The sequence below is a fragment of the Methanobrevibacter sp. genome, assembly GCF_045586545.1.
GTDB lineage: Archaea > Methanobacteriota > Methanobacteria > Methanobacteriales > Methanobacteriaceae > Methanocatella.
In genome coordinates, this window is the sequence record NZ_JAZNAN010000095.1 from 1 (window position 1) to 10,289 (window position 10,289).

10 protein-coding genes are annotated in these 10,289 nt (G+C 33.1%); 7 read left to right on the forward strand and 3 right to left on the reverse strand.

Annotation, left to right across the window (positions count from 1 at the left end):
• The first annotated feature begins 170 nt into the window (after positions 1-170).
• The 3 genes from ACKI3D_RS07340 to ACKI3D_RS07350 are packed head-to-tail and all read left to right on the forward strand — an operon-like array spanning position 171 to position 3,334.
• A complete protein-coding gene (locus ACKI3D_RS07340) occupies positions 171-1,208 on the forward strand; it encodes a hydroxymethylglutaryl-CoA synthase (protein ID WP_407393329.1) in 1,038 nt (345 codons plus the stop codon).
• A gap of 12 nt (positions 1,209-1,220) precedes the next feature.
• Positions 1,221-2,378 (forward strand): thiolase domain-containing protein, encoded by a 1,158-nt coding sequence (locus ACKI3D_RS07345; RefSeq protein ID WP_407393331.1) that lies wholly within the window; start codon positions 1,221-1,223, stop codon positions 2,376-2,378.
• Between the two features lie 23 nt (positions 2,379-2,401).
• The gene (locus ACKI3D_RS07350; RefSeq protein ID WP_407393333.1) at positions 2,402-3,334 is read left to right on the forward strand and encodes a DUF1848 domain-containing protein; all 933 of its coding nucleotides are present in this window, start codon (positions 2,402-2,404) and stop codon (positions 3,332-3,334) included.
• A gap of 81 nt (positions 3,335-3,415) precedes the next feature.
• On the opposite strand, the gene ACKI3D_RS07355 is transcribed toward ACKI3D_RS07350, so the two are convergent.
• Entirely contained in the window at positions 3,416-4,237 is an 822-nt protein-coding gene (locus ACKI3D_RS07355) for a 4Fe-4S dicluster domain-containing protein (protein WP_298517593.1), read from the reverse strand.
• A 286-nt stretch (positions 4,238-4,523) separates the two neighbouring features.
• Between ACKI3D_RS07355 and ACKI3D_RS07360 the strand changes: the two genes are divergently transcribed.
• Together ACKI3D_RS07360 and ACKI3D_RS07365 are read left to right on the forward strand one after the other, a co-directional pair.
• Positions 4,524-4,862, forward strand: a complete 339-nt coding sequence (locus ACKI3D_RS07360; protein WP_407393335.1) for a hypothetical protein — start codon at positions 4,524-4,526, stop codon at positions 4,860-4,862.
• Positions 4,863-4,919: 57 nt separating this feature from the next.
• On the forward strand, positions 4,920-5,465 hold the full coding sequence (locus ACKI3D_RS07365; protein ID WP_407393336.1) for a DUF1847 domain-containing protein: 546 nt from the start codon (positions 4,920-4,922) through the stop codon (positions 5,463-5,465).
• Between the two features lie 95 nt (positions 5,466-5,560).
• Here the strand turns inward: ACKI3D_RS07365 and ACKI3D_RS07370 are convergent, their stop codons facing one another.
• Positions 5,561-6,991: an MBL fold metallo-hydrolase gene (locus ACKI3D_RS07370; protein ID WP_407393338.1), complete on the reverse strand. Its 1,431-nt coding sequence runs from the start codon at positions 6,989-6,991 to the stop codon at positions 5,561-5,563.
• Positions 6,992-7,696: 705 nt separating this feature from the next.
• Here ACKI3D_RS07370 and ACKI3D_RS07375 point away from each other — a divergent pair.
• A complete protein-coding gene (locus ACKI3D_RS07375; protein ID WP_303736372.1) occupies positions 7,697-8,110 on the forward strand; it encodes a C-GCAxxG-C-C family protein in 414 nt (137 codons plus the stop codon).
• Between the two features lie 11 nt (positions 8,111-8,121).
• Here ACKI3D_RS07375 and ACKI3D_RS07380 read toward each other — a convergent pair whose 3' ends face one another.
• Positions 8,122-8,499 carry a putative zinc-binding protein gene (locus ACKI3D_RS07380; protein ID WP_149732881.1) on the reverse strand — a complete coding sequence of 126 codons (378 nt, stop codon included), beginning with the start codon at positions 8,497-8,499 and terminating at the stop codon, positions 8,122-8,124.
• A gap of 635 nt (positions 8,500-9,134) precedes the next feature.
• Here ACKI3D_RS07380 and ACKI3D_RS07385 point away from each other — a divergent pair.
• Positions 9,135-10,154 (forward strand): Fic family protein, encoded by a 1,020-nt coding sequence (locus ACKI3D_RS07385; RefSeq protein ID WP_407393339.1) that lies wholly within the window; start codon positions 9,135-9,137, stop codon positions 10,152-10,154.
• Positions 10,155-10,289: the final 135 nt, after the last annotated feature.

Sequence of the window (10,289 nt, forward strand, 5' to 3'; positions counted from 1 at the left end):
CCCGGGTTCGAATCCCGGCAACTGCATTTTGAAAAAATTCTTTTTTTAAAATTCTTATTTTGTTTAAAAAATACTCCATTTTTAGTTAATTTTATATAATAATAAAGATATAATATCTATAATTAAATTAATTTTTAATTTCGTTTAAGATTATAATTTAAGGTGATTTAATGGTAGGAATAGTAGGATATGGGGCACATGTGCCGTCATATAGAATTAAAGTAGAAGAGATTGCTAAGGTATGGGGAGATGACCCTGTAGCTCTATCAAACGGATTGGTTGTTAATGAAAAATCCGTACCTTCTGCTGATGAAGACACTGCGACTATTGCAGTTACCGCTGCAAGATACGCTCTTAGAAGAGCTCAAATTGATCCAAGTAAGATTGGTGCTGTTTATGTTGGTTCCGAATCACATCCATATGCAGTTAAACCAACCGCTTCCATTGTTGCTGAAGCGGTTTGCGCAACTCCAAAACTGACTGCAGCCGATTTGGAATTTGCTTGTAAGGCAGGAACAGCGGGTATTCAAATGACCATGGGTCTTGTTGAATCCGGCATGATTGAATACGGATTGGCTATTGGTGCTGATACTTCACAGGGTGCACCTGGAGACGCTTTGGAATACACTGCATCTGCTGGTGGAGCAGCTTACATTATCGGTAAGGACAACACCATAGCAGACATTAACCACACCTGTAGTTTCACAACTGATACTCCTGACTTCTACAGAAGGGAAGGTCAGGACTACCCGTCTCACGGAGGACGTTTTACAGGTGAACCAGCTTACTTCAAGCATGTTTTAAGCGCAGCAAAAATGCTGTTTGAAGAAACAGATTCAAAACCTGAAGATTACGATTATGCATGTTTCCACCAGCCAAACGGTAAATTTTACTTAAGGGCCGGTAAAAAATTAGGATTCACATCCGAACAAATCAAGCAAGGACTGTTAACTCCTAATATTGGAAACACTTATTCCGGTGCAGTGCCATTGGCTTTATCCAATATTTTGGATGTGGCTGAACCTGGAGACAACATATTTGTCATCTCATACGGTTCAGGTGCTGGAAGCGATGGATTTACAATAACCGTTAAAGATGAGATTGTTGAAAGAAGAGAATTAGCTCCAAAAACACAAGAAATCATCAATGATAAAACATATGTTGATTATGCTGTTTATGCTAAATTCAAAGGCAAAATTAAAATGTAAGGGGGCTTAAATATGAGAGATGTTGCGATTATCGGAGTTTCACAAACAAAATTTGGTGAATTATGGGATTCATCATTCAGAGATTTAATTGCTGAAGCGGGAGTAAAGGCTTTAGTTGATGCAGGTATTGATGGTGATGACATTGAAGCAATGTTTGTTGGAAATATGTCCTCTGGACTATTTGTAGAACAGGAACACATTGCAGCTTTAATTTCCGACCATGTAGGTCTTAATCCAATTCCAGCCACAAGAGTAGAAGCTGCTTGTGCATCTGGAGGTCTTGCATTAAGACAAGGAATCATGGCTGTTGCATCAGGTTACCATGATGTAGTTATTTCAGCAGGTGTTGAAAAGATGACTGATGTAGTGGATGCTACACCGGCTATTGCCACTGCGTCTGATCAGGAATGGGAAGCACAGCAAGGAGCAACCTTCCCGTCATTATATGCAATGATTGCTAAAAGACACATGTATGAATATGGAACTACCCGTGAGCAGTTAGCGCAGTTTTCAGTGGTAAACCACAAAAATGCTGCTAAAAACCCAAATGCACAATTCCCATTTGAAGTTACCGTTGATAAAGTTATCAATTCCACTATGGTAGCAGACCCATTGACACTTCTAGACTGTTCTCCTGTAAGTGACGGAGCAGCAGCTGTCGTAATGGTGCCTGCTGAAGAGGCTCGCAAATACACTGACACCCCAATTTATGTAAAAGCTTCTGCACAAGCTTCTGGAACATTAACCTTACACGATAGAAAAGATATCACTACCATTGAATCTACAAAAGTCGCATCCAGAAAAGCTTATGAAATGGCAGGAGTTACCGTAAAGGACATTGACGTAACCGAAGTTCACGACTGTTTCTCCATCAATGGTCTCTTGGCTGTTGAGGATTTAGGATTCGCTGAGAAAGGTAAAGGTGGAATAGCTATTGAAGAAGGTCAAACTGAAATCGATGGTGATTTCCCAATCAACTCATCCGGGGGTCTTAAGGCACGTGGACACCCATTAGGGGCTACTGGTATTGCTCAGGCTGCTGAAATCGTATGGCAGCTTAGGGGAGAAGCCGGCGGACGTCAAGTTGAAGGTGCAGAAATCGGTATGACCCACAACATCGGTGGTACCGGAGGTACTGCAGCTGTACACATTTTCGGAAGAGATTTATAAATCTCTTTTACTTTTTCTTTTTTATGATAATTAATACAGGTTCCAGAACGGATATTCCGGCTTTTTTTAGCAAATGGTTCTTGAATAGAATTGATGAGGGTTTTGTCTGCACAAGAAATCCATATAATGATGATATCTACAAATATCCTTTGGATTCCAAGATTATTGACTGTCTGTGCTTCTGCACAAAAAACCCGAAGCCACTTTTAAATAATATTGATAAATTAGATGATTTTAACCAATTCTGGTTTGTAACTATCACTCCTTATGGTAGGGACATTGAAGTCAATGTTCCAAGCTTTAAGACTGTCATGAAATCCTTTAAGGAATTGTCCGAGACTTTAGGAATCAACAGGGTATCCTGGAGATACGATCCGATTTTTATAACGGAAAAATATTGCCTTGATTTTCACATTGACAGATTTGAGCAGATGGCTTCAGAGCTGTCGGAGTATACGAATGACTGCACAATAAGTTTCATTGATTTGTATCAGAAGGTTTTGAGGAATTTTCCAGAAGCTAAAGAGGTCACGACTGAAGAAAGATTGATTATTGGTGAGAATTTCTCTAGAATTGCTAAAGAATATGATATAAAGATGAAAACCTGTGTTGAGGACACTTTGCTTAATCAGTTCGGTTTTGACTCTTCAGGGTGCATGACTCAGCAGGTAATAGAAAAGGCCATTGGAAATAATCTTAAAATCCCTAAAGGAAAATATAGGATTCGTGAATGTGACTGCATATTCGGAAGGGATATCGGAGCATATAATACTTGTCTGCATGGGTGTAAGTATTGTTACGCCAACAGCAACATGAAGCTGGTCAAAAGGAACCAAAAGTTGCACAATCCATATTCGCCATTGCTGATTGGAGAAGTTAAAGATGATGATGTTGTAAAAGAAGTTAATGAACCTAGCTTTATTGAACCTAAGCAAACAACTTTATTTGATTATTAATTATTAATATTACTGTCAATTTAATCAAAAAGATTCATGATGACAGTAAATACTAAATTTTATGAATTAAACCTGTTCAAATCATAATTTCAGAGCATCATTCGGACAACTGTGAACACAATCAAGGCACAATATGCATTCAGTACCGTTTTCTCTTTTTCTGGAATTGTTTAACATTTCAACATCCATCGGACATGCCTTTACACATTTGCCACAACTGATGCATTTATTTTCATTAACTTTAACTCTTAAAAGTGAAAAATAGCTTGAAATTTTTAAAAATACAGTAATCGGACAAACATATTTGCAAAATGCACGATTATCTTTAAGATAAAATGCCAGAACAATTCCAAGAATATAGTAAATAATATTTCCTAAAATAAACAGGAAGAATATTATTGAATCAAGATTATCAACTTTAAAAATGAATAGTGAACATACACCGCATGATATTGCTACAAATAATATGTATCTGACATAGCCCCAGTTTTTCCTTTCATTTTGAGGGGTTGTATAAGGTAGCAAATCCAATATCATTGCTGTCCAGCAGGCATATCCGCACCATCCACGGCCAAACAGTAATGGCCCAAGGATTTTTGCAATTAGAAAATGAATAACAGCACCTTCAAAAACACCTAAACTTAAATAATACCAAAATCCGGACAGAGACAAGTTTTCATGACCTAAAATGCCAACATAAACAAACAGGTAACATCCAACTGCAAGCATAATCAGGTTTCTTGCGTATCTGTTATTTTTACCCATCATGAACAGTCCAACAGCTATTGCAGTTCCGATATAGAGGAAATTGAATATGAAAAAGGTGTTGGAAGTTGTAATATATACTAGAATAGAAATCACGATGAAAATTAACTCCATAATTATTGGCGCTTTAATGTTCATGAATTACAATTTTTTAATCACAATAATTAAATTTTATGTATAATTAGTGATATCAAAAAAAATATATCAGAAATTCTAGTTTATAAATAGTGTTTTTTTCATGATATTTTTAAAGCCGAAAATAATGATAATTTTATATAACTACATCGCAATGTTTGTATTATTCATATTAAACAAATAATTAATTATTATCTTTCCGATATTGGAAAAAATATTGTCTAATCAATAGATAAACTAAAACAAATAGTTATAACATTAAATAGTTCTAACAATAAAAATTACAATCATGTCAAGAACTTACTTTAAATTTAAAAGTATAAACAGAGGAAATGAAGAGCAAACAATATTGAGAATTTTGAAAGAGAACAAATACAAAAAAAGAGAATCCCAAGGAGAGGAATTTTATCAACATGGATCTGGAATAGTCACATCTCCACAGTTAATTAAATACACATTTAAAGATGATATAATTGTAATAGAATCATGGGTTAGAAACTTTGGATTCCTAGGTGAATCCAGTTTAGAAGGTTCCAGCCAAATATTTGCTAAAAAATCCGCTAGAGGAACATTAAAAAAAATTCAGGAAGGGCTGGGGTTAGAAATTATTGAACAAGGGACTTTGTAATAACTGTTCACAGATGAAAAAAGATTAATTTTAATTTTTTAACAGGAATGAAATGCCATGAAAAATTACTCCTGCAGCAATTGTGGAATTATAAACTGCAAACACCAAGATTCAGAATATCCTAAATTCTGTCCAACAAAAGAATTAACAAGTGATGAAATAATAGAAATTGAAAAGCTCTACAATGAGGACAACAACAAAGAGATATCACGGATATCTGCAGAAATTGAAGAGGAGTTCTACTGCAAATACACAAGAGTAGAAGAAATCATGGAATTTGCCAAAAGACTAAAAATGAATAAAATAGGAATAGCTGCCTGTGTGGGGCTAATGGAAGAAAGCAGAACATTTGCTAAAATCCTTGACAAACATGATTTTAAAGTGTATTCCGTAGCATGTAAAGTCGGAGCAATGAAAAAAACAGAAATAGCAGGTGTAGATGATAAAAAAACAAATATAACTGGAAATATAATGTGCAACCCGATACTGCAGGCAAAAATACTCAATAATGAAAAAACAGACCTTAACGTAATAATAGGGTTATGCGTAGGTCATGATAGTCTTTTCTATAATATTCTGATGCCCTATGCACAACACTTGTAACAAAAGACAAAGTACTCGCACACAATCCTGTGGGAGCGTTATACCAAACAAACACTTATTATAAGAAGCTGATGAAAAGAAATTAGGTCAAATCTTTAATTTGATTCATATGTCCTTTTACTGCCATGGCCTCCGAAGATTTGCCATTTTCCAGTGTTTAATTTATTAAATAGATTATTTCTTTCTTCTCGACAAAGATCAGAATCAAAATCAACAGATGTCATTAAAATTGGAGCATATCTATTATATTCCGCCTGTTTAGGAATCATGTCTTTCATATTTATAAAAATGTCTCCTGTAAATGCAATTTTATGTTCAAAATCAATTAAAACAGATTCGCCAGGAAGATGGCCTCCTTTTCCTTCATAAAGACTAAAACGCAATTCACCAAAATCAAAAACACCAGTTTGTTCAAAGGGTTTTGTTATTGTTCGTTCAGCTCCTACAACTTGAATTTTTTGAGGGGAAACGGGTTTATATGAAGTTAATATATTGCAAATACGAATATATGGTTTGTGAAGTGGATTTTTTTCACGGAAATTGCTTTCATTGTCATATTCTGATTTCAGTGATTCTGCACTTTTGCTGCTGGTATAGACAATGTCAAAAAGGGGCAACAGTCCGCAGTGGTCAACGTCGGCATGGGTTATGAATACCTCTTTTGAAGTATTGTCAAAATCAGGGATGATTTCCTTGATGATTGAAAGCATTTCCTCTTCATAGCAGGCATATCCAGTATCAATGAATAAGTACTTACCATAGCTTTTTATGATTGCAATGTTGCTTCCGCAGGGAGGTTCGATAAGTGTTATTTCGCTATTTTCGGTTATTTTATGCTTTGTTATTCTTGGTGTGAAATTCTCTCCTTTTGAAGCGGCAATGATTTCTGTAAATCGGCTTATGCTATCAAAGGTATGGAACGGCAAAACTCCACTTTCGTTAAGCATTTGCATCACAAGGTTTGTATTGATGATCAGTTCATTTTTGGATTCATCTGAGATATCCATTGTGGAAGATATCTGATTTACAAAGTTGTTGTAAAAAAAGCTATTGTCGTAAATCTTATTGGCGTAATCTGAATTAATTACTTTAATTGGACATAATTCGCTTGCTTTTTTGATGAATGTGTTGATATTTTCTTGGTTTTCAACAACGAGGCCCATCTTAAAGAACTGGAATTCCTTATCTGTCTGTTGGGAACTGATATATGTAATGTTGAAATTAAAATCACTGATTAGTTCTAAAATTGGTGTAACGGCGCCGGGGATATCTTTAAGCTTAAATTCAAGTAGCACTACATCGCGATGATCCAAATCCTGGTGGATATAACCTATTGACATTAATTCCTGAGTCGCTTTTTCAAGACTTTCCGGACTGCCTTCAACATCTATAAATAATAAATGAGAATCCACAGATTTATTATAACTCACACGTGTAATGTTTATGCCCAAATCGGACAAGCATTTGCTTGCTTTTAAAAATGCACCGATATGATTGAGCATTTTTGTAATGAATGTCTTATTCATGTCACCACTGTAAAATATTTTTACTTTTATTTTATATGATTATTAAAAATCTTTTTTACAATAATATGTATTTTAGTTATTATTGTTAATGGTTTGTATGTATTTGTTTAATGTTCATAATGCAATTTCTTTATACAGACAGTAGCATTAGAGGTAGTTTAGATTGGGCAAAATTTCGCAACATTGAAATTCCAATTCTCCCATTAGAAATACAAGAAAAAACTTACTTTAGTATTTCATTGGTATGTTGTTAGTTTGAGAGAATTTGACAAGCAATATTTGTTCGTTATATATGAAACAAAATTCACTAAAAAGTGAGGTATAATTCATCTACTTTTTTACAGTTATTTGTTCGTAATATATCAAACAAGAATCAAAAAAGTAGTAGATAATTTCTATACTGTTATGCAAATAGTATGGCCTTTCGCTTACGCTCGGACGGAACATAATGGAAAATATAATTAAACTAACTCATTGATTACAGATTTACGGAACCTATCAACAAGAGTCGTTTCCACACCTGAATATTGCTCCCAATTCTATTCACCGACCTCCCGCACACACCTCCCTCTGGTCGCTACAGGGTCGGCCTGGATGAATTGGCTCGCTTATAACATAGGTATGGCAAGGTTGCTATGGTCTGGAATATATTAAACTGTGTTGTCCATTAAAATTTATATACTTAACAAAAAGATATTTAATATCATGAATTATGTAGAAGAAGCAGTACAATTATTTGAAGATGGTTATATGTGTTCACAAGCTGTCTTAGCGGTATTTTGTGAAGAGTTTGGACTTTCAAGAGAACAGGCATTTAAAATCAGCATATCATTTGGAGGCGGTATGCGTAAAGGAGAAGTTTGTGGAGCTTGCACTGGTGCTATAATGGCATTAGGTTTGAAATATGGTGAAAATAAAAGTAAAAGCGATGAAATGTGTGTGAAATTCTTAGATAGTTTTAAAAAAGAAAATGGATCATATATTTGCCGAGATTTACTTGATTGTGACATTCGAACTGAAGAAGGGATTAAATATGCAATTGATAACAATCTCTTCAAAGAAATCTGTCCAAAAATGGTTGAATCTGCAGCAAAGATTGCCCAAGAATTAATTTTATAAAAAATAGAAAATTATTCAGTTACTATTTTATTTAATTCTTTTTTAATGATTTCAACACATTGTTCTGATTCGTTATCTAAACGGAAAGGGTCTTTAGCAGATACTTTTTCATCTTTTAATATTTCTTCAACGTTAATTGTTTTATAAATATCAATTCCACGATTTTCAAGTATTTTAGTGACACAATTTCCCTGACACCCACAAATGGATATTATTGGAAATTTTTTAAGCATCTCATCATTAGTTCCTTCAATATCTGCTGATGTTGAACCCATACATATTGAAATCACATTTTCATTCTCTTTTTTACAATCTCCTGTTGCAACACGGGATACTAATCCATTTGGACTCATACCATTACATGGTGCTAAAGCATATTTCTTTGGCATATAATTCACCTATTAATTTAATTAATTTTCATTGGTTAAATAAATATCTTAAATGGTTGTGTCAATATAGCTATTATCTACATAATAGTTAATGTCAATTTAAATCAGTAGTTGCTCACAAGATTTAATTTCTGGCATGGACATTCACATTAACATCTCCAGTTGTTAATGTGGGTTCTGTTTCAATCTCTGCATAATATCATAGGGTAAAGGAATTAGGTTCCAAATATTGAATCGTTAATGTTAATGTTAATATTACTTTTATTTATAAAATGTTTAAAATTAATAATAATACCTACAAGTTTTTAAAACTATAAATATGGAGTTTAAAAATAAAATAAAACGTTTTAAATCTGTAAAAATTTTGTTGCCCGTAAAACTTTATTAACAAATGATAATCACAAGAATAATTATTTACTTACCAAATTCTCAAAGAAAATTAAGAAAAATTTTTTCATAAAATAGTAATCATCAACCTTAATCATCAACCAACATACATTTTTTATTATTAATCAAAATTGTTTTTATCATAAAATAAACAATTTAAAGAATTTTAAAAAATTAATCATCAACCAAAAAATATGTTAATCATCAACCACATACATAATAGCAATTAAGAAAAATAAGTTGATAATATGTTTGAACCTCAATTTACATATACCGATAAAATCGTGAATTATATTGCAGAAATCGCTTCAGCTAAAGAAGTTATCAGCAATGCAAAAATAATCCCATTATATGATACCCAATTAAAACAGGAGGCTCTCATTAGATCTTCACATTATTCAACATCAATTGAGGGGAATCCTTTAAATTTAGATGAAGTAGAAACATTAATCAAAAACAATCAAGAACCAACTACTAAAGCAGAACAGGAAGTATTAAATTATTTCAATGTATTAAATCATTTAGATCAATATTCGGATGAAATTATTACTTGCGACACAATTTTATCAGTACATAAAGATTTGACTAAAGATTTATTGCGCAATCCTGAATATGAGGGCAAATTTAGAGATACTCTCGTATTTATTGGTAATCTACATACTCAGGAAATAAATTATATGCCTCCAGATGCTTATAAAGTACCAGGTTTAGTAGATGATTTATTAGATTGGCTAAACAATTCGGCAGATGAAATGTACCCCGTCATTATCGCTGGAATTCTTCATTATGAATTAGTACGTATCCACCCCTTTGTTGATGGAAATGGACGTACCAGCAGACTTATGGCAACATTGATTTTATCAGTTCACAAATTTAATATCAATAACTACTTCACTTTAGACGAATATTACAATCAAGACAGACAGGTTTATGTTGATGCACTAAACAGTGCCGATAAAAACCATGATTTAACAAATTGGCTGGAATATTTCTGTGGCGGAGTATTATACTCAATAAATAAAGTTAAATCAGAAGTGTTAAAATTAGCCAAAATCACATCAAAATATGACAATACCATTCAATTAACTCCAAATGAAATCTCTGTATTAACACTTCTCGAAGAAAAAGGACATATTCAAAATAAAGATATCCAGGAGATGTTAAACATTACCCCTCAAGCCAGCTATAAGATTATTAAAAAATTAAAAGATAAGGAATTAATAGAAAGTAGGGGAAACGGCAGAAATACAAAATACCTATTAAAATAAATTCTTTAATAAAACATGAATCATCAACCTTAATCATCAACCATCATAAATTTTTTATTTTTAATTAAAACTGTTTAAATCACCAAATAAGTAATTTTATGAATTTTAAAAAATTAATCATCAACCAAAAAATAT

What these genes read in the sequence shown, in the direction of transcription:
- ACKI3D_RS07340 (WP_407393329.1), top strand. Translation starts at nt 171, where the DNA reads ATGGTAGGAATAGTAGGATATGGGGCACATGTGCCGTCATATAGAATT.
- ACKI3D_RS07345 (WP_407393331.1), top strand. Translation starts at nt 1,221, where the DNA reads ATGAGAGATGTTGCGATTATCGGAGTTTCACAAACAAAATTTGGTGAA.
- ACKI3D_RS07350 (WP_407393333.1), top strand. Translation starts at nt 2,402, where the DNA reads ATGATAATTAATACAGGTTCCAGAACGGATATTCCGGCTTTTTTTAGC.
- ACKI3D_RS07355 (WP_298517593.1), bottom strand. Translation starts at nt 4,237, where the DNA reads ATGAACATTAAAGCGCCAATAATTATGGAGTTAATTTTCATCGTGATT.
- ACKI3D_RS07360 (WP_407393335.1), top strand. Translation starts at nt 4,524, where the DNA reads ATGTCAAGAACTTACTTTAAATTTAAAAGTATAAACAGAGGAAATGAA.
- ACKI3D_RS07365 (WP_407393336.1), top strand. Translation starts at nt 4,920, where the DNA reads ATGAAAAATTACTCCTGCAGCAATTGTGGAATTATAAACTGCAAACAC.
- ACKI3D_RS07370 (WP_407393338.1), bottom strand. Translation starts at nt 6,991, where the DNA reads ATGAATAAGACATTCATTACAAAAATGCTCAATCATATCGGTGCATTT.
- ACKI3D_RS07375 (WP_303736372.1), top strand. Translation starts at nt 7,697, where the DNA reads ATGAATTATGTAGAAGAAGCAGTACAATTATTTGAAGATGGTTATATG.
- ACKI3D_RS07380 (WP_149732881.1), bottom strand. Translation starts at nt 8,499, where the DNA reads ATGCCAAAGAAATATGCTTTAGCACCATGTAATGGTATGAGTCCAAAT.
- ACKI3D_RS07385 (WP_407393339.1), top strand. Translation starts at nt 9,135, where the DNA reads ATGTTTGAACCTCAATTTACATATACCGATAAAATCGTGAATTATATT.